This is a genomic window from Shewanella sp. Isolate7, assembly GCF_022398425.1.
Taxonomy (GTDB): Bacteria; Pseudomonadota; Gammaproteobacteria; order Enterobacterales; family Shewanellaceae; genus Shewanella.
Window position 1 is genome coordinate 1 of the sequence record NZ_JAKEVJ010000172.1, and the last position, 1,058, is coordinate 1,058.

The 1,058-nt window shown below is 47.1% G+C and carries 1 protein-coding gene; it reads right to left on the reverse strand.

Features of this window, described 5'->3' with window-relative positions; all coding sequences use genetic code 11:
• On the reverse strand, window positions 1-351 hold a 351-nt coding region (locus L1D47_RS20795; RefSeq protein WP_239886629.1), incomplete at its 3' end, for a transposase.
• Window positions 352-1,058 lie beyond the last annotated feature (707 nt).

Consider the following 1,058-nt stretch of genomic DNA (forward strand, 5'->3'; position numbering starts at 1 on the left):
ATCGACCTGCGCTAAGGTTCTTGGCTTAACGAAGATGATGTTGGGGCGCATCGCGGCCTCACAGATTGCAAAGGCATCATTGCGGTCATTTTTATTGCCTTTCACGAAGGGCTTCACGTGCTGTGGTGGGATAAGTTTCACTTCAAATCCCCGCGAAATCAGCTCTCGGCCCCAATAATTTGAGCCACTACAGGCTTCCATTGCAATGACAGCATCTGGATACTGAACGAGCGTTTTCAGCAGTTGAGTCCGTTTAACGGTGCGATTAAAGAGCGTTTTACCGACTTGATTGACACCGCAAACCTGAAGAACATTTTTTGCCAAATCGATACCAATTAGAGTAACTTTCATAGTGGACACCTTTTGTTGACATTGAACCTTGTAAATTCAATATGGCGCTTTTGACGCCGATTTCACAAGAGGTGTCCATCTCATCATCCCTGTAGGCTCTGCCGTGACATCCCTGTCACGGAAGCTCACCGGCGTATCTACACCTAGTTTCTCATCTCTTCGATTAACCATTGTGGTTGATGAATAGGTTGATTTAGGTACTTCTGAAGGCACGCTGATTCTTGTTGTATAAGAGGCATCCCGCGGCGCTCTATGACAGCATCTGAAGTGATGGATTTACAAATGCCGCGATGACATGGTCGGTGATGTTCCCTACATCAGGCCGACATTTCCCATATCCCTATGGGTCAGATGTCATAGAGCGGCCCGGCCTCGGAAGGCCTCAGCCGCACCTACACCGAGTTATCTGTCTCTTCGATTTAGCCGCATTTGATCTTTGCAATTGTTCAAGTTAAGTCATTTTTGTCGAGTAGACGACACTTGTTACCAAGTGCCGCCCCTCTAAGAACCGTACGTGCAACTTTCACTGCATACGGCTCAAGCCTCCACTAAGGCATCATTGATACCCAGCAACTTATAACGCAGTCGGGACAGGCTCTTTCCAAGAGTTACGAGCTAGCCTTTTAGATTTTCTCTTCACCAAATATTCTTGGTATTGAGGGTCAAAAGGGGTCGCTGCATTCTTGATTTTTACGTGTCGCTCGATG